Origin of the sequence: Sungkyunkwania multivorans (assembly GCF_042675645.1) — a bacterium.
GTDB lineage: Bacteria > Bacteroidota > Bacteroidia > Flavobacteriales > Flavobacteriaceae > Sungkyunkwania > Sungkyunkwania multivorans.
In genome coordinates, this window is sequence record NZ_JBHTJH010000005.1 from 47199 (window position 1) to 72650 (window position 25452).

Annotated in this window: 25 protein-coding genes and 1 riboswitch; of the genes, 11 read left to right on the forward strand and 14 right to left on the reverse strand. The window is 42.2% G+C overall.

Features of this window, described 5'->3' with window-relative positions:
- Positions 1-27 precede the first annotated feature (27 nt).
- The gene (gene carB, locus ACFQ1M_RS09115; protein ID WP_386407228.1) at positions 28-2880 is read left to right on the forward strand and encodes a carbamoyl-phosphate synthase large subunit; all 2853 of its coding nucleotides are present in this window, start codon (positions 28-30) and stop codon (positions 2878-2880) included.
- A gap of 96 nt (positions 2881-2976) precedes the next feature.
- On the opposite strand, the gene ACFQ1M_RS09120 is transcribed toward carB, so the two are convergent.
- The 3 genes from ACFQ1M_RS09120 to ACFQ1M_RS09130 all read right to left on the reverse strand — a co-directional run bounded on the left by ACFQ1M_RS09120 (position 2977) and on the right by ACFQ1M_RS09130 (position 4905).
- The gene (locus ACFQ1M_RS09120) at positions 2977-3897 is read right to left on the reverse strand and encodes a DNRLRE domain-containing protein (RefSeq protein WP_386407231.1); all 921 of its coding nucleotides are present in this window, start codon (positions 3895-3897) and stop codon (positions 2977-2979) included.
- 104 nt (positions 3898-4001) lie between these two features.
- On the reverse strand, positions 4002-4538 hold the full coding sequence (locus ACFQ1M_RS09125) for a YceI family protein (protein WP_386407234.1): 537 nt from the start codon (positions 4536-4538) through the stop codon (positions 4002-4004).
- A 7-nt stretch (positions 4539-4545) separates the two neighbouring features.
- Complete coding sequence (locus tag ACFQ1M_RS09130) at positions 4546-4905, reverse strand: hypothetical protein (RefSeq protein WP_386407236.1); 360 nt, start codon at positions 4903-4905, stop codon at positions 4546-4548.
- Between the two features lie 115 nt (positions 4906-5020).
- Here ACFQ1M_RS09130 and ACFQ1M_RS09135 point away from each other — a divergent pair, with 115 nt between their 5' ends.
- The 4 genes from ACFQ1M_RS09135 to ACFQ1M_RS09150 all read left to right on the forward strand — a co-directional run bounded on the left by ACFQ1M_RS09135 (position 5021) and on the right by ACFQ1M_RS09150 (position 7678).
- Positions 5021-5425 carry an OB-fold protein gene (locus ACFQ1M_RS09135; RefSeq protein ID WP_386407239.1) on the forward strand — a complete coding sequence of 135 codons (405 nt, stop codon included), beginning with the start codon at positions 5021-5023 and terminating at the stop codon, positions 5423-5425.
- The gene (locus ACFQ1M_RS09140) at positions 5422-5943 is read left to right on the forward strand and encodes an ankyrin repeat domain-containing protein (protein ID WP_386407242.1); all 522 of its coding nucleotides are present in this window, start codon (positions 5422-5424) and stop codon (positions 5941-5943) included. Before ACFQ1M_RS09135 ends, ACFQ1M_RS09140 begins: the two co-directional genes overlap by 4 nt.
- A gap of 2 nt (positions 5944-5945) precedes the next feature.
- The gene (locus tag ACFQ1M_RS09145) at positions 5946-6728 is read left to right on the forward strand and encodes a T9SS type A sorting domain-containing protein (protein WP_386407245.1); all 783 of its coding nucleotides are present in this window, start codon (positions 5946-5948) and stop codon (positions 6726-6728) included.
- A gap of 98 nt (positions 6729-6826) precedes the next feature.
- Positions 6827-7678, forward strand: coding sequence for a DUF5777 family beta-barrel protein (locus ACFQ1M_RS09150; protein WP_386407248.1), 852 nt, complete (start codon positions 6827-6829; stop codon positions 7676-7678).
- A 2-nt stretch (positions 7679-7680) separates the two neighbouring features.
- Here ACFQ1M_RS09150 and ACFQ1M_RS09155 read toward each other — a convergent pair whose 3' ends face one another.
- The 6 genes from ACFQ1M_RS09155 to ACFQ1M_RS09180 all read right to left on the reverse strand — a co-directional run bounded on the left by ACFQ1M_RS09155 (position 7681) and on the right by ACFQ1M_RS09180 (position 13510).
- Positions 7681-8373, reverse strand: coding sequence for a DUF3307 domain-containing protein (locus ACFQ1M_RS09155; protein WP_386407251.1), 693 nt, complete (start codon positions 8371-8373; stop codon positions 7681-7683).
- Between the two features lie 2 nt (positions 8374-8375).
- A complete protein-coding gene (locus ACFQ1M_RS09160; RefSeq protein ID WP_386407254.1) occupies positions 8376-8999 on the reverse strand; it encodes a SatD family protein in 624 nt (207 codons plus the stop codon).
- A gap of 90 nt (positions 9000-9089) precedes the next feature.
- Positions 9090-10409 carry a DNA recombination protein RmuC gene (locus ACFQ1M_RS09165; RefSeq protein ID WP_386407555.1) on the reverse strand — a complete coding sequence of 440 codons (1320 nt, stop codon included), beginning with the start codon at positions 10407-10409 and terminating at the stop codon, positions 9090-9092.
- A 112-nt stretch (positions 10410-10521) separates the two neighbouring features.
- Positions 10522-11322: an ABC transporter ATP-binding protein gene (locus ACFQ1M_RS09170; RefSeq protein WP_386407257.1), complete on the reverse strand. Its 801-nt coding sequence runs from the start codon at positions 11320-11322 to the stop codon at positions 10522-10524.
- A gap of 4 nt (positions 11323-11326) precedes the next feature.
- Positions 11327-12358 (reverse strand): FecCD family ABC transporter permease, encoded by a 1032-nt coding sequence (locus ACFQ1M_RS09175; RefSeq protein ID WP_386407260.1) that lies wholly within the window; start codon positions 12356-12358, stop codon positions 11327-11329.
- Entirely contained in the window at positions 12359-13510 is a 1152-nt protein-coding gene (locus ACFQ1M_RS09180; protein WP_386407263.1) for an ABC transporter substrate-binding protein, read from the reverse strand. It abuts the gene before it with no gap.
- A 69-nt stretch (positions 13511-13579) separates the two neighbouring features.
- A riboswitch (cobalamin riboswitch) is annotated at positions 13580-13836 on the forward strand.
- 66 nt (positions 13837-13902) lie between these two features.
- Between ACFQ1M_RS09180 and ACFQ1M_RS09185 the strand changes: the two genes are divergently transcribed.
- On the forward strand, positions 13903-15801 hold the full coding sequence (locus tag ACFQ1M_RS09185; protein ID WP_386407266.1) for a TonB-dependent receptor plug domain-containing protein: 1899 nt from the start codon (positions 13903-13905) through the stop codon (positions 15799-15801).
- Between the two features lie 76 nt (positions 15802-15877).
- On the opposite strand, the gene ACFQ1M_RS09190 is transcribed toward ACFQ1M_RS09185, so the two are convergent.
- Entirely contained in the window at positions 15878-17389 is a 1512-nt protein-coding gene (locus ACFQ1M_RS09190; RefSeq protein WP_386407268.1) for a S41 family peptidase, read from the reverse strand.
- 195 nt (positions 17390-17584) lie between these two features.
- On the opposite strand from ACFQ1M_RS09190, the gene ACFQ1M_RS09195 reads away from it, so the two are divergent.
- The 4 genes from ACFQ1M_RS09195 (at position 17585) to ACFQ1M_RS09210 (ending at position 19920) form a co-directional block, all read left to right on the forward strand.
- A complete protein-coding gene (locus ACFQ1M_RS09195) occupies positions 17585-18094 on the forward strand; it encodes an RNA polymerase sigma factor (RefSeq protein ID WP_386407271.1) in 510 nt (169 codons plus the stop codon).
- Entirely contained in the window at positions 18081-18602 is a 522-nt protein-coding gene (locus tag ACFQ1M_RS09200) for a hypothetical protein (protein ID WP_386407274.1), read from the forward strand. Before ACFQ1M_RS09195 ends, ACFQ1M_RS09200 begins: the two co-directional genes overlap by 14 nt.
- Positions 18603-18710: 108 nt before the next feature.
- Entirely contained in the window at positions 18711-19262 is a 552-nt protein-coding gene (locus tag ACFQ1M_RS09205) for a DUF4252 domain-containing protein (protein ID WP_386407277.1), read from the forward strand.
- 112 nt (positions 19263-19374) lie between these two features.
- A complete protein-coding gene (locus ACFQ1M_RS09210; RefSeq protein WP_386407280.1) occupies positions 19375-19920 on the forward strand; it encodes a DUF4252 domain-containing protein in 546 nt (181 codons plus the stop codon).
- Positions 19921-20137: 217 nt separating this feature from the next.
- Here the strand turns inward: ACFQ1M_RS09210 and ACFQ1M_RS09215 are convergent, their stop codons facing one another.
- From ACFQ1M_RS09215 to ACFQ1M_RS09225, 3 genes are all read right to left on the reverse strand, one after another.
- On the reverse strand, positions 20138-21001 hold the full coding sequence (locus ACFQ1M_RS09215; protein ID WP_386407283.1) for an OmpA family protein: 864 nt from the start codon (positions 20999-21001) through the stop codon (positions 20138-20140).
- Positions 21002-21179: 178 nt separating this feature from the next.
- Positions 21180-22178 carry a glycosyltransferase family 2 protein gene (locus ACFQ1M_RS09220; RefSeq protein ID WP_386407286.1) on the reverse strand — a complete coding sequence of 333 codons (999 nt, stop codon included), beginning with the start codon at positions 22176-22178 and terminating at the stop codon, positions 21180-21182.
- Between the two features lie 34 nt (positions 22179-22212).
- Complete coding sequence (locus ACFQ1M_RS09225) at positions 22213-22659, reverse strand: type I restriction enzyme HsdR N-terminal domain-containing protein (RefSeq protein ID WP_386407289.1); 447 nt, start codon at positions 22657-22659, stop codon at positions 22213-22215.
- Between the two features lie 105 nt (positions 22660-22764).
- On the opposite strand from ACFQ1M_RS09225, the gene holA reads away from it, so the two are divergent.
- Positions 22765-23772, forward strand: a complete 1008-nt coding sequence (gene holA / locus ACFQ1M_RS09230) for a DNA polymerase III subunit delta (RefSeq protein WP_386407292.1) — start codon at positions 22765-22767, stop codon at positions 23770-23772.
- Positions 23773-23889: 117 nt separating this feature from the next.
- On the opposite strand, the gene ACFQ1M_RS09235 is transcribed toward holA, so the two are convergent.
- Positions 23890-25278 carry a hypothetical protein gene (locus tag ACFQ1M_RS09235; RefSeq protein WP_386407295.1) on the reverse strand — a complete coding sequence of 463 codons (1389 nt, stop codon included), beginning with the start codon at positions 25276-25278 and terminating at the stop codon, positions 23890-23892.
- Between the last annotated feature and the right edge of the window lie 174 nt (positions 25279-25452).

The window sequence follows — 25452 nt, forward strand, 5'->3', positions numbered from 1 at the left end:
AATTTTAGAACAACAACACAACAAAAAATGCCAAAAAGAAAAGATCTAAAATGTATCCTCCTCATCGGTTCAGGTCCGATCGTCATCGGACAGGCCTGCGAGTTTGATTATTCAGGTTCACAAGCGCTAAGGTCCTTACGCGAAGATGGAATCGAGACGATCCTTATCAATAGTAATCCTGCCACGATAATGACAGACCCGTCTATGGCAGACCACGTGTATTTGTTGCCTTTGACGACCAAATCCATAGTGAAGATTCTCAAGGAGCACCCGCAGATAGATGCGGTATTGCCTACCATGGGTGGGCAAACAGCCCTGAATCTATGTATTGAAGCCGACGAAAAAGGGATATGGGACGATTTTGGCGTAAAGCTCATCGGGGTAGACATCGAGGCGATCAACATTACAGAAGATAGAGAGAAGTTTAGAGAACTCATGACGCAGATAGGCGTTGGAATGGCGCCACAAGCGACAGCTACCTCTTTCTTGAAAGGAAAGGAGATCGCACAAGAATTTGGTTTTCCACTATGTATCAGGGCATCCTATACATTAGGAGGTGCGGGAGCAGCGATCGTTCACGACGAGGAAGACTTTGACAAATTGTTGCGCCGCGGTCTAGAGATCTCTCCGATTCATGAGGTGATGATCGATAAGGCGATGATGGGATGGAAAGAGTATGAGTTGGAGTTATTACGAGATAAAAACGACAACGTGGTCATTATCTGTTCCATAGAGAACATGGACCCGATGGGAATCCATACTGGCGATTCCATTACCGTTGCACCTGCGATGACGCTTTCTGATCGTACGTATCAGAAGATGCGAGATATGGCGATCAAGATGATGAGAAGTATCGGGGATTTTGAAGGCGGATGTAATGTGCAATTTGCCGTAAGTCCAGATGAAAAAGAAGACATCATCGCCATAGAGATCAACCCTAGGGTTTCAAGGTCCTCCGCATTGGCATCAAAAGCAACGGGATATCCAATTGCAAAGGTCGCTACAAAACTTGCCATAGGCTACTCGTTGGACGAATTGGACAATCAGATCACCAAATCAACCTCGGCATTATTCGAGCCTACACTAGATTATGTGATCGTGAAGATCCCTCGATGGAACTTTGACAAGTTCGAAGGAAGCGATCGTACGCTTGGACTGCAAATGAAAGCAGTAGGGGAGGTCATGGGAATTGGGCGTTCCTTTCAAGAGGCTTTGCATAAGGCGACACAATCCTTAGAGATCAAAAGAAACGGACTAGGCGCTGATGGCAAAGGATATAAGAATTATGCCCAGATCATAGAAAAGCTGACCAATGCTTCTTGGGACCGTGTCTTTGTGATATACGATGCCATTCAGATGGGGATCCCGCTAAGTCAGATCCATGATATCACCAAGATCGATATGTGGTACTTGAAACAATATGAGGAATTGTTTCAGCTGGAAAAAGAGATATCGAAGTTCGATATCGATTCCATCGATAGAGACCTGCTCTTAGAGGCAAAACAAAAGGGTTATGGAGACCGACAAATAGCGCATATGTTGGGTTGCTTGGAAAGCCAAGTGTACAATAAAAGAGATGAACTCAACATCCAACGGGTCTATAAATTAGTGGATACCTGTGCGGCCGAGTTTACGGCAAAGACTCCTTATTATTATTCCACCTTCGAAAATGAGGTGACGACCAAGGAAGGAGAGACCATTACTGCAAATGAAAGTATCGTAAGCGATCGAAAGAAGATCATTGTTCTTGGCTCAGGCCCCAATAGAATTGGTCAAGGGATAGAATTTGATTATTGCTGTGTGCACGGAGTGCTAGCAGCTGCCGAATGCGGTTACGAGACCATTATGATCAACTGTAATCCAGAGACGGTTTCTACAGACTTTGATACAGCAGATAAGTTGTACTTCGAACCTGTTTTCTGGGAGCACATCTACGATATTATTCGCCATGAAAAGCCTGAAGGTGTCATTGTACAACTTGGCGGACAAACTGCGTTGAAACTTGCAGAGAAGCTAGATCGCTATGGTATCAAGATCATTGGTACAAGCTTTAAATCGCTCGATCTCGCTGAAGATAGAGGGAGCTTTTCAACACTGCTGAAAGACAACAATATTCCATATCCAGAGTTTGGGGTGGCAGAAACCGCAGATGAAGCCCTTGCATTGGCCGAAGAACTAGACTTTCCAATCCTCGTAAGGCCTTCGTATGTCCTTGGAGGTCAAGGGATGAAGATCGTCATCAACAAAGAAGAATTGGTAGAGCATGTGGTGGATCTGCTACGGAAGATCCCAAACAATAAATTATTGCTCGACCATTATCTGGATGGTGCCATCGAAGCGGAGGCGGATGCTATCTGTGACGGTGAAAATGTCTATATCATTGGGATCATGGAACACATCGAACCCTGCGGGATCCATTCAGGGGATTCCAACGCTACTTTACCGGCATTCAACCTGGGAGACCTGGTGATGCAGCAGATCATCGATCATACAAATACGATAGCAAAAGCTTTGAATACCGTTGGATTGATCAATATTCAATTTGCCATAAAAGATGACACGGTGTATATCATCGAGGCAAATCCAAGGGCATCCAGGACCGTACCTTTTATTGCAAAGGCCTATAAAGAGCCTTATGTGAACTACGCGACCAAAGTGATGTTAGGCGAGAAAAAGGTGACCGATTTTGAATTTAAACCGCATTTGGAGGGCTATGCCATAAAGCAACCGGTGTTCTCCTTCAATAAGTTTCCGAATGTGGACAAGCGATTGGGACCCGAGATGAAAAGTACAGGTGAGAGCATTCTGTTTATCGATAGCCTGAAGGACGATGAATTTTACGACTTGTACTCTCGAAGAAAGATGTACTTAAGTAAATAAACATGCCGATATCGGTGGGCCTGAAATCATGGCTTAGTCAAATAAAAGTAGCGCACCAATAACAATTGGTGCGCTACTTTCTATTAGTAGATCGTATTACTGAGAAATGGCTACTTTGATGACCGCCCTTTCGCCTGTGTCTGAGGCTACTTCAAGAAGATAAATTCCATTTGGACTATTTAGAGTAAATTCGATTTCGCGCTGATTCAGGTAGTCATTTGTTAGAACAACTTGTCCCATAAGGTTTCGCGCCGTGAGCGTGATATTGTCATAAGACTCATTCAGCATAAAAACAGTGGTGTTTCCGTTAGATTGGTAATAATTCAGCTTCTTTCCAAATGTGTTCTCCACAATTCCAAGCGTGGTATAGGTAACAGAGAGCACTGGCTGGTTGGTTCCTGTGGCTTCAAAACGCTTGGCTGTTCTATCTGTTGATTCGTTGCCAATGAAGATCCATCCAAAGTTATTTGCTGGAGTGGTGATCCAAGCATTGAGGTCGCTCACTAGGCCCGCGGATGACCAAGAATACATTCCTACCCCATCAACAGTAGTAGTTGCGGAAGGGGTGGGATTGAAATCTCCCCCGGGACTGGCCCAGGTCGAAGTGCTGAAAAACGAATGGATCCACGTCGCATCGTTGGTCGTTGCACCAGTGCCATCGCCTTCTCCTCCGCCAGCATCTGAGGTGCCGGAGCCCCAATCGCTAGTAACGCTATGTAAGGAAACATTTTCGGCATCGGCGCGAGTTTGGTTCATATTCAGGGTTAGGGTAGCCGCAGTGACCGTTGCTCCCGCAGGGATTGCAGAGAGGTCAAAATACAACAGACCTCTTCGGGTATTGATCGCATCAGCCTGAAGGGTATTGCCTGCAAAGAAATAACTGCCAGCACCGTTACTTAAGTTTCCGGTAGCAGACTCATAAAGTGTATTGTATCTACTGGGATTAATGTCGATCGTTGTTTGCGAAAATCCAGCAATGCCTATCGCTGAAAAGAGAAAGGTAAAGATCTTTTTCATGTGAAAGGGTTTATGGTTATTGACAAAAACAAAGTTATTAAAATTAAAGATAGGATATGTCGGTGATCTAAGAGCTCAAGGTTTGCAGAGAGTCTGTGTTCTTTTTACTTTCTTTTCAACAGGAAGTTGACATTGACATTCACTTCCTCTGCGATCTTGTTGCTTACTATTTTGGGAATTTCAATATCAAAATCTTCGGGGCGCAGCACGAACGAGCCGGACACAACTAGTTGGTCGCCCTTTTCTTCTAACTTCATTTTGGTACTGATATCCTTGGTTTTTCCGTGAAGGGTTATACTGCCATTCAAGAGATACTCGGATTGAAGGTTGTCAAACTCAAAACTTTCGAGGGTTCCTTTGAAGGTCGCTTTGGGAAACTTGCTCGATTCGATATAATTCTCATTGAAATGTTCTTCCATCAAGGCCACTTTAAATCGAAAGCCTTTAATGAGTGCCAATGCTGCCATCTCCCCATTCTCGGTATTTAAAATGGCCGTTACAGACTCGTTTTTGGCCTTCACCTCTTCAAAAGATGGAACTGAGGCCTCAAAATTGATAGTTCCGTTTTTCGTTAGGTATTTGCCTTGAGAAAATACCATTCCAGAACTTGCCAACAGGAGAAAAATGATCGTGTTTTTCATAATATTCTTATTCTTCAATAAAACCATCGTCTTTCCATTTTTGAAATACTTCCCTAGTAGTTGTCGGAAGAAGCCCCGATGGTGGCATTGGGGCATTTTCATTGTTCACTCTATTCAGTAAAGATCCGTCTTCTACCCAAAATCGCGCTTGGGTGTAAGTGACCAACGACATCGGCGCCCCATTGATCGGAGGGTCTTGATGGCAATTTTGACAGACACTTTGCAAAACAGGTTCGATATTCGTTTTGAATGTTATAGGGTCAGGTCCTTGAGGTGTGGGATCGATAAGGTCGTCCTCACTGTCGTTCGTACACGATAAAAATACTGTTAGAAAACACGTATAGATACTAACTTTAATTATTCTCATCACTGATTGCTTTGTAATAAAACTACGATTTTTACGGTTTTAAAATGATGGAATTAACATAATGTTTAGTGAAAATGTAAAAATTTAAGTTAATTTTATTATCGATAACCTCCTTATGACCAACAATTTGAAACGCATCGCCTTTATAATATTAATTGTTATTATCGTACTGTTCTTTGGTTATAGATACCTGTATCAAGAACATAGAGATGTTGCTCAAGAGAATGCGATCTACAGTGTTTCGGCGGTGACCTTGGGCAAAGAATTCACCGAAAACAATACCGCTGCGACCGCGAAGTATCTAGACCAAACGATAGGGGTCAGTGGAGTTGTAACAGAGGTTGATGCGGAAGGATTTACGTTAGATAATACTATTTATTGCAAGTTATTAGATGTATCTTTCAACTCGCAATCGTTAAAAGGTTCTTTACAGGTAAAGGGAAGATGCATAGGTTATGATGAGCTGTTAGAACTTGTTAAACTAGACCAAGTCACCATTTTAGACCAAACCAACCGATGAAGAATCTTTATTTCTTAGGACTTTTCCTAGTTACTTCACTTCTCTTTGCACAAGACAAGGATGTTTTTGATATTGCACGTAAAGGCTCTGTTTCAGAGTTGAGATCCCTACACCAGATAGAACAGGATATTATCAATACAACCAATGAGGCAGGATATTCTCCCTTGACCTTGGCATGTTATTACAATAATGTTGAGGTTGCCAGCTATTTGATAGCACACGCCGAAGATATCAATGGCAGCAGTAAAATGGGGACGCCGCTTATGGCGGCTACTTACAAAGGGGATGTGGAGATTGTAAGAATGCTTCTAAAAAAGGGGGCCGATCCAAACATCAGCGATCCCAATGGCACCACCGCTCTGATCTATGCCACCATGTTTCAGAACAAAGAAATTGTAAAGATGCTCATCGAAGCTGATGCGGACATCTACCATATTGATAATAAAGGCAAATCTGCCTATGATTATGCGAAGATGCATGATGATAAAGAATTGATAACCATATTCAAAACCAAATAATTATGAAAAAGATTACGCTTTCAATTGTATGCATGTTTTTTACATGTGCGCTTTTATCACAAACTTACTCAACTGGTGATGTGGCAGTAACAGGAGATTATACCGTACGATTTGATGTCGATGTGCCGAACGACTTGGTCACACTTACATTGGTTGGACCAGATAATGTATGGCTGGGAGTTAGCCCCGGAACACCTGCGGGCCTTGGGATGGGAAATCTCGACGACGATGCTATTGTGTACAATTCCAACGGTTTGGAAGACAGGAACATGCCCTCAGGAACGGGAACTCCTCCGCTGGACAATGGCGCTTCGCCTATTGACGAATGGACGCTGGTCAGTGATAATGCTTCGGGCGGTGTCATTACTGTGGTGGCGACAAGGGCCATTAATACGGGAGATCCAGAGGATTACGTTTTTCCCACTTCCCCTGGCAGTTTTGAGTTTCTTTGGGTCAAAGGAAACGGAACCACCGCGTTTGGCTATCACGGATTTAGTAACAAAGGAGGTGCGATGAGCAGCTTTGTATTGGGTATTGATGAGTTTACCTTATCACAATTCAAGATGTATCCCGTGCCTGCAAATGACCTATTGAATATTGAACTTCCAAAAGAGGTGGACGAAGCAGAAGCAGTGGTCTACAATTATTTAGGAAGTGAAGTGCTAAGAGCTGAGATCGGACGCCTAAAGAACGACGTCAACGTGGCTGGACTTTCAACTGGCTTATACATGCTAAAATTGAATGCAGAAGGAAAGAGCAGCACTAAAATGTTTGTCAAACAGTAACTAAATTGAAGAATATAGAGGTTGACTAAGAAGTCTCTAGGTCGGAATGACGACTTCTTAGACAGCCTCCTTTTTTTTGAATAATTCCTTTTGTTTTTATGAATCGCCTGTTCCTTGTTTTTTGCTTTGTTCCTTTGCTTACGCTCGCGCAGGATGATCTGCTGGGCGAGATCGAGCAAGATGCTGATTCCATTCCTACAGAGGTGGATGCCGTTTTTAAGGGTTTAAAGATCATCAATTTCGAATCGACCAAGCTCGCCAAGAAAAAAGACTTTTATTTTATTGTTTCTCATCGTTTTGGGAGCGTAAAGAACGGTTTTGATGATTTTTTTGGCTTAGACAATGCCGTAACAAGGCTGCAATTTATCTATGGTTTTTCGGACGGTTTCAATCTTGGAATTTCCAGAAGTTCCAATCAAAAGATATATGATCTCTCGACAAAGTATAGGCTGGTTAGTCAAAAAGAAAAGGGTTTTCCGTTCACTATGGTCGGTTTTCATCAGTTGGCTATCAATACCGCGCTAGAAAAGGAGTTTCTTCCAAAATTGACATTCAACAATAGACTATCCTATGTGACGCAACTATTGGTCTCTAGAAAGTTCTCAGAAAAACTTTCTTTAGAATTGGCCCCAAGCTACTTTCATGAGAACTATGTGTCTTACGATCCGCAGAGCAATTCGCAATTCGCTTTGGGAATGGGGGGTAGATACAAATTGGGGAAGCGTTTTACCTTAAATATGGACTATGGGTGGCATTGGAACCGTGCTTCCGGTTCGCCATTTAAAAATCCTTTGTCTATTGGCGTAGACATTGAAACAGGCGGGCATGTCTTTCAACTTCATTTCACCAATGCACAGGCCATGAATGAGAGTGGATATCTCGGTCAGGCCACTGGAGATTGGGGCGATGGAGATTTCTTTTTCGGTTTTAATCTCAACCGGGTCTTCTAAGGTCAATTAAAGAATTGATAGGTAATTCCTGTAACAATGGCAAAACCAAAGCTGAGCAAGGTACCTATAAGAATGTATTCGGTCAATTTTCGATCTTTGGCCTTGGTGAGGTCGCTAAATCTGAAGATCGACTTGGCGGCGATCAAGAAGCCAACTCCTTCCCAATGATCGGAAGCGATGAAAATAAACACCAGTAAACGCTCTAGCATTCCAATATATTTTCCGGCATTTTCCAAAGACTCGTCTTCATCCATTTCAGTTTCAGGGGTATAGAAGGACAAAATGGTCTTCAGGATAATAGCGGCGGGAAATGAAAGAAATACGAGCGCGGTGATCATCCCCCAGTTGGGTTCAAAGAAGATAAAGGGATTACCAGAATTCAATGCGGTAAGACCTAGAATGACCGCTATATGAAGTGCTTGGTCAATAAAGAACCAACTGCGTTTGTTCTTTTTCTTTTGAAGGCTTAGTTTCAAGCCATCGATCAGCAGGTGACTTACAGCGATGACCAAAGCGATATGCCATAGCGACCAATCCCACAGGAAAAGAAGGGTCAATACCATGTGAAGGATCACATGCAAATACAGTTGATAGGCACCAAACTTTTTCTTTTCCTTGGCTTTCACCCACGCTTTGGATTGTAAGACAAAGTCGCCCACCAAATGCGCTAATAGCAATTTTAGTAATAGTTCCATGGTTATGGGTTAAGTAGGTTATCTAATTCTTTTCTGAAAACTAGTTGTTCAAAATCATGTATCTCTTTGATGCCAGATCTTTTTAGACGCTCGCTCATGGTATTCTGTTTGATACCCAAGCTGTTGCCAAGAACTTGTTGAGAAGCTAGTGGGTTCTCTATATAGGTCTTTACAGCTTCGGCCGAATTCACTGTCCATTGGTCCATGACGAGCAAGGTCAGAGCAAAACAGGTGTTTAGTGCTTGGTCGACATCTGCGGAGCTCGTTTTTATCAGCAAATTTTGTCTTTTGTTCTCCAAGGCATCGAAGGCCTCACCAGAATTGACGAAGGCACTCCCATTCGCCTCGGCAATACGTTCGGCATCGTTATCTTTGGCGCCTATACCAATTCCGATTCGCACATCCAATCCTGCAATGGTCTTTATACAAGCCTTGATATGAACTGCAGCCAAAAATACCTCTGAAGGAACTGAGATCTCCAGCTGGAAACTGTCTCCTCTATAGATGTCCCAGTCCTTTGGCCGGCTGCCGTAATTGGAAAGGACGCCTTTGAGTTTTCCCAACCAATCCTGCCCTTTTAATGCAGCTCGAGAATTAATAATATCTCCTGTGATGATACTTGTCATGATTATCGTTTTTTAAAGCGATACAATCAAATATCGTGTATTAAAACGATAAAAACAAATATCGTCTTTTAAAACGATAAAAATTCTTTTCTAGTCATTTTCTTCAGCACGCTTCAAAATACTCTCTGGCAACGCTTTTTTCGCTTTCGCCCCCATCTTTTTTATCTTCTCAATACTGGTGATGATATTGCCTTTTCCCTCAACAAGTTTGTTCATGGCACCAGCATATTCCTTTTTTGCCTCGTCCATTCTTTTTCCGACTTTCGTCAAGTCATCGACAAAGCCACTAAATTTATCATAAAGCGCTCCAGCTTGTCTAGCGATCTCAATCGCATTGCGCTGCTGTTTTTCATTATTCCACATCGTATCTATGGTACGAAGTGTAGCCAATAGGGTAGAAGGAGTAACAATAACGATATTCTTTTCAAAAGCTTTATTGTACAAGGTATCATCCTGATTCAATGCAATGGCAAAAGCTGGCTCAATGGGGATGAACATCAGCACAAAATCTGGAGATTCTATTTCGTACAGATCTTCATATCGTTTTCCCGAGAGTTCTTCCACGTGTTTCTTTACGGAAATCAAATGTTCTTTGAGAAAACGTTTTTGATCCTCTTCTTCGGCATTTACATAGCGTTCATAGGCCGAGAGCGATACTTTAGAGTCGACGATCATCTTTTTGCCGTCGGGAAGATGGATGATCACATCGGGCATCGCACGACTTCCATCTTCACGGGTAAAATTTTGCTGCACCGTGTATTCGCGATCTTTTTCCAATCCGCTTTTTTCTAAGACACGCTCCAGTACTAATTCGCCCCAGTTTCCTTGCATCTTACTATCGCCTTTCAATGCTTTGGTGAGGTTTACCGCCTCTTTGCTCATTTGTTCGTTGAGCTCCTTCAATCCTAGGATCTGCTGTCTCAGCGCGGCATGATAATCAATGCTTTCCTTATGGGTTTGCTCTACCTTTTTCTCAAAAAGCTGAATCTTCTCTTGAAGCGGCGTCAAGATATTCTTGATGTTCTCTTTGTTCTGTTCGGTGAATTTCGAGGATTTCTCCTCCAGGATCTTGCTTGCTAAGATCTGAAAGTCCTTATTGAACTTTTCCTGAAGTTTAGCAACCTCCTCTTTATGTTCTTCATTCTTTTGGCTGAGATTATTGTAGGCCTCCCTGTATTTAACAGTCTCAATGGTCAATTGCTCATTCTTATCACGGATCTTTTCCACTTCCAAGAGCATTTCAAGCTTGTCGTTTTCGGCTTGTTCCTTTTGTTGTTCGATCATCTGAAGTTTCCCGTCCAGCAGTTCAACACGGGATCTATTCCGCAATCTGTTGAATGACCATCCGATAATTCCGCCAACGAGAAGCGCTCCCAAAATGATCAAGGATAAAAGTAGGTTTTCGTTCATCATAGAAAGGCTTTAATGTTTTTAAAATTACAAATTACAATAGAAAAATGGGTTTTGAATTGATATTGAGATCTTTGTTTGCAGCAACTTGAAGATTTTGTTTTGGGGTAGGTCATTCGTTATTCTTTACTTTAAAGCTTCTTGTTTGACTATCAAATTGTATCAGGTCTGAAGGGAAGATCTGGTCAAAGCTTTTGTCAGCGATCAACGTATCCGGACTTCCCGAGACCGTTTCCCTTTCATTCATAACGACCATTTGGTCACATAATTGGATGGCCACCTCTATTTCGTGAGTAGAGAACAACACGGTCTTCTTGGTCTCATGCGCTATCTTGCGTAATAATTTCAGAATATATGCCTTATGATAGATGTCTAAATGCGTAGTTGGTTCGTCCAGTATGATGAGGTCCGTATCTTGGGCAATTGCACGGGCGATCATTGCCTTTTGCAATTGCCCATCGCTCAGCTCGAAACATTTCTTATCCATAATGTCATCTATTTGCACCAGTGCTAATGCTTCTCGCACTTTTTTTGCATCCTTCTCTGAAAGGGTTCCTACCCAATTTGTGTAGGGTTGCCTTCCCAAGGCAACGAGCTCAAAGACAGTTAGATTTTTCGAGGGTATCTGTTCCGTGAGTACCAAACTCAACGTAGCTGCCAATTCTATTGAATTTTGCTTTGTAAGTGATCTATCTTTTAGAAATATATCACCCGATAGCGGTCTTTGTATCTTGGCTAACGTTCTTAGCAGTGTGGACTTACCGATCCCGTTGGCTCCAACCAAGGCGACGAGCGCTCCACTTTTGAGATGGAAGCTGATGTCTTCCCCTATCACTTGAGGACCCTTTTTGGTCTTGTAACCAATAGAAAGATGTTCGACTTTAAGAATGGTATTTATTGTGGTGTCTTTCAAACTGCTAAAACATCATTTTTCGTTTTCTTACCAAGAGCCATATCACTACAGGTGCTCCTATGATCGACGTAACCGCATTGATCGGTAAGGTAAGCTCGCTATTGGGCAATTGCGCCACTATATCACATAACAACATTAAAATTGCTCCATATAAAAGCACCGCCGGTACTAATATCTTATGGTTCGAGGTGTCAAATATTTGTCGGGTCAAATGCGGGACCGCAACGCCTATAAAAACGATCGGACCGGCAAAGGCAGTAATACTTCCAGCCAATAGACTTGTGGCAAGGATGATCAGTAATCGAGTCTTTTTGATATTCGTTCCAAGACTTTTGGCATAGTTTTCTCCCAGTAATAATGAATTCAGTGATTTAATAGAGAATACACTCAGCATCATTCCGATTCCTACGATGATAGAAAATATTCCGACTTCCTTCCAGCTTAGATCTCCAATGCTGCCAAAAGACCAAAAAATGTATTGTTGCAACTGCTCTGCGGGACTAAAATAAGCCAAAACACTAACAACCGAGGCGGTAATGCTTCCAAACATGAGCCCAATGATGAGTATAGCCATAGAATCTCGCACGCGGATAGATACTGCAAGCACCGCCAACAGCACTAAAAAACTTCCAGCACTGGCCGCGATGGCTAAACTGTAGCCCGAAGTGATCATCACCGCAAACGTACCGCCAAAAAAGGAGGCTCCCATAATTAAGAGTGCAACGCCCAAGCTTGCGCCAGAACTGATCCCTAAGACAAATGGTCCTGCCAACGGATTTCTAAACAGTGTTTGCATCAATAATCCGCTTAATCCCAAGCCTGACCCCACCAGAATTGCGGTGATTGCTTTTGGGAAGCGATAGTTAAAGATGATATACGACCAAGATTCTTTTTCAAGTGTATCTCCAAAGAACGATGAGAGGATTTGATCAAAGGGAATGCGTACCGAACCTAATGAAATATTGAGCAGCAAACAGCAACATAATAAAAAAATGAGCCAAATGAATGCGAAACGATATGTTTTAGGCTTTGTCAACTACTTTAAAGGTTTAAAGAAAACATTTTCGTGCTCGAATGGAATCGTTGGATGAAGGATCTTGATCATGTCCTTCAAAACAATATGTGGTTGATAGGGGGCAAGCTCGTAATAAAGAATTCCTCCAGTCGCGCCTTTGGTCAAATTGAAGGTATAGATATTTTTGTTTTGAAAAGCCGCAAATTGCTCGTAATGGTTATCGGCCTCCTTCATTTCCTGATAGCTCGAAAATTGCCCTGGAGCAATCCAAAACTCCACGTTCTTTGCTTTTTCCAGTACATTCTCAAAACTGAGAGACAAACTTCCCGTTCCCTCTGAATCTTCCCAGAGATAGTCGGCATTGGCATCTTTTAAGAATTGCGCTTGAAAACTTTCTCCTGCCGGAAGATACCAAACATCCTTATACATGGCTCCGCCTAAAACCGACGGCCTATTGGTTGTTTTCTTCACCATTTCCCTTGCCTTGAGATATTCCTTTTCAATACTTGAAAAAACGCTATCACCTGCTTTTTCTTTGCCAAAGAAAGGGGCAAAGAACTTGATCCATTCAGCTCTTCCTAGGGGTGTGCGTTCGGTCCAATCGCCATTGTAGACCACTGGAATATTTGCAGACTTGATACGTTCATAGGCCTTATTACTGCTATTGATAGAAAAGCCGATGACCACTTCGGGTTGCAGATCGATGAGGACCTCGGTATTGATCGCCTCATTGCTACCGACCTCTTTCACCTTGCCAGCTTCTACATTTCTTCTCGTTTTTTCGGATGAAATATATTCAATGCTTGGGAAACCGACGAGTGTACCTTCAACATCGAGCATCTCCAAGGCTGGAATATGGGTGGTGGAAGTTACTACAAGGCGCTCAACCGGCGTTAGAATGACCGCATCATACGTATCGACATTGACGCTGGTGTATAAGGCCTTTTCCCTTGGGATCAATGCATATTTGTAGGTCCTCTCAGCATCTGGCCAAGGAGTACTTACCTCAATGGTGGTCAGGACCTCGCCTTTCTCAATAGTGAACCCGGCAGCATATTTTATGACTGTGGTGTTTTCCTGCTGCGGTTTCTCAAAAGGCGCTGGTTGCTCCTTTTTTTCCTTTCCGCAAGAGACAAGCAGTAGCAGTAGAAATGGTAGTATCGATTTGTTCATGGAATTGGTTTTGGTATTTCAAAAATAAGATTTATTCACTGTTCGCTATGAAGCTTATTTAAATTGTTTACTTTCGCTACGAATTTTGGTTCGGCCTGCATCACATTGCTGGTCGATTAAAAGGGAATCAGGTGCGTATTTTTATAATGATGATTCATCATTGACAATTCCTGAGCTGTTCCCGCAACTGTAAATTCATGTCGAATTTTTTGACACCTCTATACCAGAGGATATCATTTGCTTCATAACCACTGTGTCTTTTTAAGGCACGGGAAGGTGAAATGATATTGAAAAGCCAGGAGACCTGCCAGATTCATCAATTATTGTCAAACTTTCGGGATAAAGGTTTGCATAGAGGAGACTCATGCTTTTTCCCTATTAATGAAATTTAAATGAACAAAAAACTGTACACTTTTGTTGTAGTTACGTTGTTCTGCACCATTGGCTTTGCCCAACAGCAAACATTGGAAGAAACAAAAGAAAATAAGGTAGAAGAATTGAATGAAGTGGTCGTATCCGACTCCCGCTTTCAGCTAAAAAGAGAAAACTCTGGGAAGACCGTGATCAAGATCACCCAAGAAGAACTGGCGAAAAATCAAGGAAGGACCGTTGCCGAAATTATCAATACCAAAAGTGGGATCGAGGTCAATGGTAGTCGAAGCAACGCTGGAAACGTCATAGGAAGCTTTGTACGTGGCGGGAACAACCGCCAAGTACTAGTGATCATCGACGGAATTCAAGTTTCTGACCCCTCCGCGGTAAATGCGGAATATGACCTTCGCCTTTTATCCACTTCCCAGATCGAATCGATAGAGATATTAAAAGGCGCAGCGAGTACTTTGTATGGTAACGCAGCGGCTGCAGCGGTGATCAATATTACCACCAAGACTGCGAATACAGATGGACTAAGCGCCAATTTTGAATCGTCTATCGGAAGCAATCAATCCCAAGACGACAGCAACTATGATCCTGCTGATTTTAGCAATCACCTCACCATTGCGGCAAAACAAGAAAAAATAGCATTCTTGGTGGGATTTGGTCATCAGTATACCGACGGCCTTTCGGCAGTGATAGGCGAGGAGCGAGACCCTTACAGTCGTATCAATGGAAATGTGAAGTTCGGATATCGATTCTCCGAGGCATTCGATTTAGGGATTTTAGCCAATTATGATAAGTTTCAGGTGTCCTATGATGGCACCAACCCGACTACCTTTGCCTGGGAAGACCAGCCGAATACTTCGGAAACCGAGCAATTGCGCTTTGGCATCTCCCCCAAGTTTAACTATGGTAATGGCAGTTTGACCTTAAATTTGGCCATCAACTCGATAGATAGCCAATTCAACGACAGTTTTCCTAGAACCACCGATTCGCAAAGTATTATTGGAGATATCTTCAATAAATATAATTTCGATGACACCTTCTATACGATCGTGGGACTTAACTATATTCAAAACAAGACCTTGTTCTTTGCGGGAGAGGAAGAAACGACGGCCATAGACCCCTATCTCAATGTGGTGTATGTTTCTGAACTTGGGGTCAACCTGAACGCCGGTGCTAGATTGAACAACCACAGTGAGTATGGTACGAACTTTATTTATAACTTCAATCCGTCCTTTGCAATTAAAATAGGCGAGGGGTATGCCAAACTGTTCGGTTCTTATGCGACTTCGTTCATTGCACCCAATCTATCGCAATTATATGGTGCCTTTGGTCCGAATCCAGATTTGGATCCAGAAACGAATGTAACGATTGAGGGAGGGGTCGAGTATCGTCCTTCGAAGAAAATGCGAGTTAGTGGGTTGTATTTTAACCGGAAAGAGCAAGACGTCATCACTTTCACCACTATCGATTTTACGACATTTGAAGGTAAGTATCTCAATGCCGAAGATGAGTTTACGGCAAAAGGAGTAGAGGTCGAACTATCATGGAAACCAAGCGAAACGTTGAGTTTCGATACGAATTATACGTTTACCGAGCGTACGAATGATGTGCGCCTCAGATTACCAAAGCACAGGGTGAATGCGGTTGTGGGGTACAATATCAATAAGAATACCTTTACCTCGCTCAGCTATCAGTACTCCGGGAAGCGGATCGATACGGATTTTTCGACCTTTACCAATGTCGTATTGGATGCCTTTAATTTGTTTGACGTCTATTTAAGCCATCGATTAAATGACAGGTTCAAGTTTTTCGCCAGCATCAACAATGTTCTAGATGAGGATTATTTGGAAGTTGTAGATTTTACCACGCGAGGTAGGAATGTACGATTGGGCTTTTCTCTATCGCTGTAGTAGCTAAAACATGTTCATGAAAAAATGCCGTTTTCAAATGGAAAGCGGCATTTTTAGCTAATATGGGATTGCCATATTATTCTTCTATAGCAAGCAAATCATTGATCGGTGGTAAATTTTTTCCATCAACCTGCATTCCTCCCCAGAAACGAATACCCTCTTTAGAATCATATATATTTCTGACATCAGGAACATCTTTGATACTTCTTCGGGTCGTACCCGTTATTTGTGCAATGGCCTCTGCCAATAGTGGTTCGGTCTCGTCGCCGAGTATGCCCAGGTCGGTAAGATCCTCTGGAAGATTCGTCTCTGGAGCGATGCCATCGGTATAATCAAAGAAACCGGCAGCATTTTCGATTCGTCCAACCAACGGTTGCATTCCATACGAATTGTTTGGATTGATGTTCCCCACGCGTCCCGGATTGTACACAAGAGAGTTTCCTACATCATCGACCAAGGTGATCGAAAACTCGTTCTTACCTCTGGTTCTTGTGCCGATCTGTTTTACAGTAATATACGGATCTAGCCCGTTGATCAATGCTTCGCTGGCAGATGCCGAGCTACCAGTCGTTAAAATATAAACCTCGGAGAGCCCTAGACTGTTTATATCAGTTCCGTTGCTCAATTGGCTTGCAAAATTATTACTGATTTGATCTTCACTTAATTGCGGCTGAATTTTGCTGTTCCATCTTTCTTTAAGGAATAACTGGCCTGCATTTCCACCAGTGATCATGCTCGCAAGGGCCGTAGCGGTATTTACAGAGCCACCTGGATTATATCTAAGGTCGATGACAAGATCGGTGATAGCCGGATTTTGGAACGTAGCGAAAGCGTTGTTCAATTCGGTATTAAATGCACTGGTAAAGCCATTGTACATCAGATAGCCTATCCTTTTACCCCCAGTTTCTATGGTCTTGGTAATAAAGACTGGATTTTCTGTATAGGCAGCTTTGGTCAATGCCACATCTACATTATTCAATTCCAAGGCAGAGCTTAAGACGCCACTGGACGTAAATCCACTGGCATTGGCGATACTGGCCATATTCAAGGTATAACTGTCATTGCTGCCGAATAGTAAACTAGAAAAGTTATCAACTGTTATCTGAGTGCCATTCACTCCTAAAAAGAAATCGCCACGCTGTATGTTTTTGGTGCTCGCATCAGAGTTGGGAAGAATATAACGGACATATCCAAATACGTCGTTATTATCTTGAAAGCGTATCAATCCAAATTCGACACCGTTGGTCCTAAATTCTCCTGTGGAAAGACTGATGAGTTCATTGTAATCATCGGTTATAAAACTAAAACGGTCTTCAGCTGCACTGCTGCCAACGATCACTTCGTGCTGATAGCAGAGGTTGTAAAATTGCTCTTCAGGAGAATTCCAACTTCGTAGAAATTCCGTATATTCTTGATTGGTGGTAAAGCGATCATCTGCCAAGTCTGGAACGATATCTTGCCAAAAGTAAAAAAGGTTAAGGCCTTTCCAAATAAAGTCTTCCTCAACAAGTTCGCCAGAGGCCTGAGTGATACTATCGTCGCGATCCGAACAACCCAAGGCGGTTGCTATGACAACTATAGTGGCCATCAGCCAACAGTTGGATATAAATTTCTTCATCATTGCTATATTTGATTATTGAGTTTAGTAGTAAGAACAGCTATTTTACTTACGTTATTGCAAGATAGAAAATAAAAATTTCATTCCGATGTTACAAAATCGATCCTTTCTCGTCTTCCTATTGTAATGCGATCATAAGATGGTATTGCAAGCTAACCAAACAAAATGCAACAGTCTGATTTTTTAAATATTGTAATGCCTTTTAAAGATAAGGTATATAGATTGGCAAAGCGATTGCTGGTCTCTAATGAAGAGGCCGAAGATGCCACCCAAGAGGTGCTGTTGAAATTATGGGATAAGAATGAGCAAATGTCGAAATATAAGAATGTGGAGGCCTTTGCGATGACGATGACCAAGAACTTCTGTTTGGACAAGTTAAAGTCGAAACAGGCGAGTAATTTGAAGTTGGTGCACAGCAATTATAAGGATGAGAATGTATCCCTTCAAAAGCAAGTGGAATTGAATGACAGCTTGGATTGGATGCAACGGATCATGGAAACCTTGCCAGAGCAACAACGAATGGTCATTCAACTAAGAGATGTAGAACAATACGATTTCGATGAGATCGCCGAAATGTTAGAAATGAAACCCACCGCAGTGAGGGTAGCACTATCGAGGGCTAGAAAAGCTGTAAGAGAAGAATTGATAAAAAAACACAACTATGGAGTTAGTTAACATAGAAAAATTATTGGAAAAATACTTTGAGGCGGCCACGACGGCAGCCGAGGAACAAAAGCTACGACAGTATTTTGTAAATGGGGATGTGGCGCCGCATCTCGCACAGTACGCACCGATGTTCCAGTATTTTTCTGCCGCCAAGCAAGAGCGTTACACCAAGACCGTTCCATTAACCCCTAAGCGAAAGAGCAAGTATCTAAAATGGATTTCGGTAGCAGCAGTGGCCGTTTTAATGGTTGGCACCTATTTTGGGATTGGTGGGCCTTTAGACCCAGAACCTACACCAGAAGAATTGGCACAGGCCAAAATGGTCTTGGCCATGTTCTCTGAAAACTTTAACAAGGCGACAGACCAGGCGACACAGCAAGTCTCCTATCTCAACGCCTTAAATGAAGGGACTGCTTCGATCTCACAATTGGAAAAGTTCAATCAGGGAACACAGCACATCAATCATATCGACGAGTTTAAAGAAACAACAAACAAATTTTTATACAACAAACAGTAAATTTTAATTGATATCATGAAATGAGCCACATAAAGGGTCATAAAACAGAAAGAAGATCTAGTGGCGAATTCCATTTTACCTATGTCTAACAATTAATTAATAGAAAAAATGAAAAAGATAGTTTTAACTATAGCAATAGCAGTTTTGCCTTTGATAGGCTTCGGACAGTCCATCTTTGATAAGTATGAGAACAATCCAGATGTAGGATTCGTATCGGTAAGCCCTAAGATGTTTAGGATGTTGGGAGACCTAAGTGAAGGATCTAACGACCCTGAAGCAAAAGAGTTTGCAACCCTAGTCAACAGTATCACCAATTTTAAAGTGATCACTACAGAAGACAAAAAGATCGCTGGTGATATAGGTAGTTGGGTTACCAAGCACCTTAAGAATTCTGACCTAGAGGAACTGATGCGAGTACGTGAAGGTGGCTCTAACGTAAAGTTCTATGTAAAGGAAGGAAAGGACGAGAACCATGTGAAAGAATTGTTGATGTATGTTACCGGGATCGAGGATGTGAACGTCAACGGCAAGAAGATTGAAACAGTATTGCTTTCACTTACAGGAGACATCGACCTGAGACAGGTGGGAAAGCTTACCGACCAGATGGATCTCCCAGGTGGAAAGAACCTAAAAAAGGCTGGTGAGAAGAACAAGAGTTAAGGATTACAAATAGCCTAACATACTAGCGCCTAGGGTTCAAGCCCTAGGCAATAGTTATAATTGCAGTCAATACCATCACCATCAACAAAAAACGAACAAAACCGATCATAAGATGAATACTCTAGTAAAAATAGTTGTAAGTACACTCATAATTTTGGTATTAGGGAGTTGTAGCAGCGAACAAAGCCTTCAGCAATATTATGTACAAGGAACCGAGGACCCCAATTTTTTAGTGGTCGATATTCCGGCTTCCATGCTCAATCTTTCAGAATCTGAATTGAGCACAGATCAAAAGGAAGCATATCAGTCACTCGGTAAACTCAATATTTTGGCCTATCGTCTAGACCCAGCGAAAAGATCGCAGTATGAAGCAGAGAAGATCAAGGTGAACGAGATCCTTAAGAACGAGAAATATGAAGAGCTGATGCGTTTTAGCAGTGGAGAGGCAAGAGGGGTTGTAAAGTTTATCGGAGATGATGAAAGTATCGACGAATTGATCCTCTTTGGAAGTTATAAGGATATGGGTTTTGCTGTGGTACGAGTGTTGGGAGACGAGATGAAGCCCGAGAACATGATGCAGCTGGTCAAAGCCGTGGAAAGCTCACAAATTAATACCGATGGTTTCGGTCAACTAAAAGATTTTTTCGAGTCGAAATAGGACACGACTTGGTTTTATTGTTAATGAGAAGGATTTAATAGGCCAGACCTAAATCTTTTAATTTTCATTCCTGCTGAAGTAGGAACCTAAAAACACCGTTGCCGCGGTGTTTTTTTTATTCCGACCCGTTCATTGCGGATAGCAAGATGGCCTCTTAAACAAAAAAACCCGCTTCACATATGGAAGCGGGTTTTTTAAGATAAAAACTTATCGATCTTTATTTGCCTCCAGCAGAAGCTTGCTTCATGCCTTCCTCGATCATATTGTAGAATTGGTCCAATTTAGGTAGGACAACGATGCGTGTTCTTCGGTTTCTGGCTCTGTCAGCAGCAGAATCGTTCTCTGTCACTGGCACATAGTAACTTCTACCTGCAGCCGTCATACGTTCTGGCGCTACACCAAAATCGTTTTGCAAGGTGCGAACCACGGCTGTCGCTCTTAAAACACTCAAATCCCAGTTATCCTTGATGCCTGCTCTTTTAATTGGCACATCGTCAGTATGGCCTTCGACCATAAACTCGAAATCAGGCTTGTTGTTTACTACTTTTGCTACTTTCCCAAGAACTTCTTTAGCTCTGTCGGTGATCGTGTAGCTACCACTCTTAAATAATAATTTGTCAGAGATGGATACAAAGACGACGCCCTTTTCAACATTTACCTGAATATCATCATCGGCAAGGTTGCCTAAAACTCCTTTTAAACTGGTGACAAGTGCCAATGTTACAGAGTCTTTTCTAGACATGGCATCTTGCAAACGTTGAATACGCAAGTCTTTTTCTTTAAGGCTTTCCAATGACTTCTCTAAGTTGGTGGCACCTTTGGATGTCAAGGTCGTAAGGTCGCCAATTTGTTTTATGAGGTCACCATTGGTTCGGTTCAATGCTGTAACTTGACTTTCAAGACCTTGTGCTTTTGCGGTAAGTCCTGCTTTTTCCTCAAGACATAGGTTGAGCTTCATGCTAGCCGCATTTAAAAGGTCTTCGGTTTCTTGTTGTTTGGCCTGTAGCGCTTCCATTTCTTTTTTAGAGGCACAAGAGGCCAATATTAGTATTGAAGCGCTTAGTAGGATCAGTTTCTTCATGATTACTAAAATTTAGTTTCTTTTTATTGTTAGTTTCCCAAATGTATTAAAAAACTTTAGGCTTGACCGTAGGTTAACATATTTTTTACTCGATAATCGAGATTTAAAAGTTCCAAGGCTTACCCCGAAATCAAAATGGTTTTTCAATAAATGCTTTATGGCCTTGCCGCGAGATATTTTACGAAAGTTCAGAAAACTTTTCCTTTCTATGTACGAAGTATGACCATACCACAGATGTGGTACCTTGATATTTTGTGAATTTCTTAGCATTTCCACGTTTTTTAAAGGTCCTTCGAAAATTCCAGTAAAAGCTGAAATGAGCTTTCAGAACAGCATAGAAATGCGAAAATTTAAATTGAAATACAAATCGCGCCGCCGCAATACCATCCAAGAGCAATCGGATCAAGACCAGCTTCAGTACCGTACGTTTAGGTAGGTTCTTAGTAATGGAGTAAAGCGAGTTTCTAAAGTTGAGGAACGTTTTGAGAGGATTCATGTTACTCATGGTGGCGCCACCAACATGATACACATGTGAGTGACCAACATACTGTACGTTATAGCCGAGGTTATGTGCTCTCCAACAAAAATCGATCTCTTCTTGATGTGCAAAATAATCTTCATCAAATCCCCCAAGCGCTTCAAAAACTGCACGTCTTACGAACATGCAGGCGCCCGTGGCCCAGAAGATGTCGATGATATCATCGTACTGCTTTTCATCCTCTTCAATGGACTGGAAGATCCTGCCGCGACAGTAGGGATAGCCCAATTTGTCTATAAAACCTCCAGCAGCTCCAGCATATTCAAAACGTTGCCGGTCCTTATAATCCAATATCTTCGGTTGAATGATCGCTGTATTCGGGGAGGCTTCAAATTGCGATAGCACCGGACCTAACCAACCTTTGGTAACTTCTACATCAGAGTTGAGCAAACAATAGATATCGGCATCCACATATTTCAGTGCATCATTATAGCCCTTCGCAAAACCTCCGTTTTCCTTATTTTCAATGACCTTCACCTTTGGAAACGTGGCTCGTACAAAGGCAACCGAATCATCGGTAGAGCCATTGTCAGCGACATAGATGTCAGCTTCATCAGAGTATTGTATGACCGAAGGGAGGAACTCTGCCAAGAGTCCCTTTCCGTTCCAATTGAGTATGACGATGGCTAGTTTGGTCATCAGACGTTCAGGCGTTCATTGAATCGTGTGCAAATTAACGGATATAAGATGGAATATCTCGTAAGAAGATATATTTTTCTGATTCATAGTCCAACTGGCAATAATAATGGTCTAGACCATTGGTGACCATGAGGTAATCCCCGTCCAGCGCAAGATTGTATCGCGCTATTTGATCAAATGTATGCTGATCGACCGATACGTTAGGAGATTTACATTCTACGATCAAATGAATGCTACCGTCTTTATTGAAAACTACGATATCATATCTTTTCAGTAATCCGTTAATAGTGAGCGACTTTTCTACATTGATATGGGAGGCAGGATATTTTTTTTCATTTATAAGAAATTGAACTACATGTTGTCGTACCCATTCTTCGGGTTGAAGAACTATGAATTTTTTCCGGATCGGGTCGAAAATATAGAAGGTATTTTCGCTATTTTTGATTCGAAAGTTATAGTTGGGGAAGTTCAATTTTATCATGGCTCAAATTAACGACTTCCCTTATGAAATCACAAATATGCCTTACTGCAAGTAAGTAAGTAAGGGATGTTTTGATTTTAGATATTCACTACAAATAGCATCTCTTTGGAAGAAGTAAAGAAAATAGTGTCGGAAATTGCTAATGGCAACGTAAAGCCCATTTATTTTTTGATGGGCGAAGAGCCATACTATATTGACCGGATCGCCGATTACATTGAGGCGAACGTCTTAGGCGAAGAGGAAAAGGGATTCAACCAGATGGTGCTTTACGGAAGAGATGTTTCTGTCGAGGATATCATCGCCAATGCAAAACGCTATCCGATGATGGCAGAGCGTCAAGTGGTGATCGTAAAAGAAGCCCAAGAATTGGTTCGTACGATCGAGAAGCTGGAATCGTATGCCGAAAACCCCCAACCAACAACAATACTGGTCATTTGCTACAAATACAAGACGCTCGATAAAAGAAAGAAACTTTACAAGACGATCGGAAAGAACGGCGTGCTTTTCGAGAGTAAAAAACTCTACGAGAATCAGGTTCCAGATTGGATTCGAAGGGTCTTATCTGGAAGACGATATAAGATCACTCCAAAAGCATCGCAGATGTTGGTCGAATTTTTGGGTACCGACCTTGGAAAGATCAACAACGAACTAGAGAAGTTGCAACTGATCATTCCTGAAGGGAGCGAGATCACCCCAGAGATGATCGAAGAGAACATTGGGATCAGTAAGGACTATAACAATTTTGAGCTTCGAAAGGCCATTGGCGAAAAGAATATGCTAAAAGCCACACGAATCATCAATTATTTTGCTCAGAATCCAAAGGATAATCCTTTGGTGGTTACGGTGGCCTTATTGTATAACTTCTTCTCCCAACTGCTAAAGTATCATGGCCTTAGTGATAAGAACCCTCGCCATGCCGCTTACACCTTAAGGGTGAGCCCATTCTTTATAGGAGAGTACAGCACCGCGGCACGAAATTATCCGATGAAAAAGGTAAGTCAGATCATTACCTACTTGCGCGATGTGGACATCAAGAGCAAGGGTGTAGGTGCCAGCAACCTTCCTCAGGGCGATCTGCTAAAAGAACTCTTGGTAAAGATCATGGCTTCCTAAAAAACAGCTCCCTAAAGATCATTCCTAAGGTTTAAGGAATAATACGATAGGGATGTCAGTGTCTGGGTCTTAAACTATCTAAATTCTCAAACTTTAGTAACCCGCAGAGGTATGTCGTTAATCAGACACTATGCTGCTTCTTCTTATTTTATGACCTTTGGACCAATATTCTTCGCTGTAATGCCCTTTTTCTGCCTGTGAGGCATAGTCGATATAGTTTTGTATACTTTTCACCAATTGAAGACTATAATCGAAACTTGTGGCCTTTTTAGGGTCAAAGGGAGTCTCGCATGGGACATTTCTAAACCATCGCATCCATTGGGCACTTGCGTTCGTTCCAGCCTCTGGAATAGCTACCTTTTGATTGTTCAAAAAGGGCATGATGGCACTTACAACTGGATATTGGGCAGTGCTATGACAAGACATGCAGCTAGAATATGCGTTGTCCACAGGTCCGTTAAGGCGGGAGGCAAAACCTAAATGCATCGGTGGCAATTCTTCGGGGTTGTCATTGATAATGGTTTGCTTGAGGTCTGGATTGATGATCGTCTTGGTGGGGGTAGGATTATAGCTCGTTTTGTTATGATCTGGGTCATTTCCCCACATGATGCCAACGGGCGTTAAATTATCCCATCGATTGTCGTTTTCAAGATTTCCGTTATAGGCGAACGTTCCAAATACCCAACCACCGGTATCGATGGCTCGCTTATCCTTCACCATGATATCCATTTGTATCAAATTGACCTTCGAGGTGATTCTATTCTTTGAGGTTGAATTGTTCCCTGGAATATCAGACGCATATATATAGGCATCCCAACTGACCGGATTCTTCAAATAAGGCACTTCGTCGGCTTCAAGCGGCACAAAGAGTACTTTGGCAACCACTGTTCCTTCAGGAAAACCATCAAATTCAAAGAAAGAGTAATTGGGTTCGGGCTTGTTCCATACCTTTCCAATGGCATATCCACCAAGATCGTTATAGAACCCTACTGCATAGGCGTGCGTTTCAGAAATTTGCGTTGGAGCAAGCATTTTATCGTCAACTGGACCTTCTTGTGTGAGGCCGTGATATCCTTCACGACCGTTCGGACCCCAATGCTGCCAAGGGACATGATACCAAGGGCGGACCTTGTTATCCTCTAAATAGAAAGAGTTTTCATAATCCTCGGATGCATTCCCTTCAAAAACATATTTTTTCACCTCATCCATGTAGGCTCTCCAATCACTCTTGAAATCGATAGCGAGAATATTTTTAACACCCTCATCGATCACTGGTTCTTTGCGTGGGAAGTCATCACTGAGCTTAAAAACTCTCGAAATGGGAATGGTATCGTCGGGCTGTACCATAAAACCAAAATCGGGGAAACCGATGCGATCCTCCATAGAGGCCATCAATGCTTGTGAATTGTCTTGATCGACCTGAGGGGCTGTGACCTTTCCATGCTGTTTGCAACAAACAAATAAGGCAAGGCAGGATAGAAGGATAAAAAGGTGGGAGGCTCTCATAACTTACTAGGTTTGGTTGATATTGCGAAGTTATATGAGTCCAATCATCATTAAAAGGATGGTTCTACCTCATTCCTAAAACGAGTATTTATACGGGTATAAATAAGGCGTCGAAAAAGACGTCATTCCGACCCCGAAACAGCGGGGAAGGAATCTGTTAAATTCTTACGAATC